The organism is Rhizobacter sp. P3_B12 (assembly GCF_056402895.1).
The window spans coordinates 1-854 of record NZ_JBFUGN010001562.1 but is presented as its reverse complement, the minus strand read 5'-3'; the positions used below and the strand labels follow the sequence as shown (position 1 = coordinate 854).

The 854-nt window shown below is 73.3% G+C and carries 1 protein-coding gene; it reads left to right on the top strand.

The features are described 5' to 3' along the window. A partial coding sequence (locus tag AC1D01_RS36870) for a nicotinate-nucleotide--dimethylbenzimidazole phosphoribosyltransferase (protein ID WP_477874792.1) occupies positions 1–801 on the top strand: 801 nt, incomplete at its 5' end. Positions 802–854 lie beyond the last annotated feature (53 nt).

Here is an 854-nt window from a genome sequence, read left to right as displayed (position 1 = left end):
GTGTCGGTGTTCGCCCGCATCCAGGGGCTGGAGCTGAGCGTCGTCGACTGCGGCGTGGCCGAGGCGGTGGCGCCGCACCCGCGGCTGATGGCCCGCAAGATCGCCCACGGCACGCGCAACGCGCGGGTCAACGTCGCGATGACGCTCGACCAGGCGCATGCCGCGATCCGCGCCGGGATGGAGATCGCCGATGCGCTGCCCGGCAACGTGATCGCCTGTGCCGGCGTCGGCGTCGGCTCGCACGAGAGCGCGGCGCTGGTGCTGTCCGGCCTGTCCGGCGAGCCGATCCGCGAGCTGGTGTTCGGCGGCCCCGGTGCGCGCGCCGACCACGAAGCCCGGCTGCTGATGGTGCTGCAGGGCGCGCAGGGCCGCCACCGCGACGTCACCGACCCGGTCGAGGTGCTCGCGGCCTACGGTGGGTTCGAGATCGCGATGATGGTGGGCGTGATGCTCGTCGCATCGAGCAAGCGCCACCTGATCATGGCCGACGGCGTGCCGGCCTGCGCCGCGCTGATGGTGGCCTCGCGCATCGCACCGACGGTGACCGACTACACCGTCTTCTGTCGCAGCCACAGCCATCCCGGCCTGACGCAGACGCTGGGCCTGTTCCATGCGCTCGCATTGCTCGAACTGGGCATGGAGGGCACCGACGGCACCGGCGCGACGCTGGCGTGGCCGCTGGTGCGCAGCGCCGCGGCGCTGCTGACGGAAGTGGCGGAGGGCGAGGATCCCGGACCGTCGTTGCCGGCGGAATTCGGTCCGGCGGGCAACTCGGGCCCGGGCCGATTCACCCGCGACTGAGCAAAGCCGGGCCGAGCGCCGGGCCGCCCCAAGCCGGCCCGGATCCCCTTGGG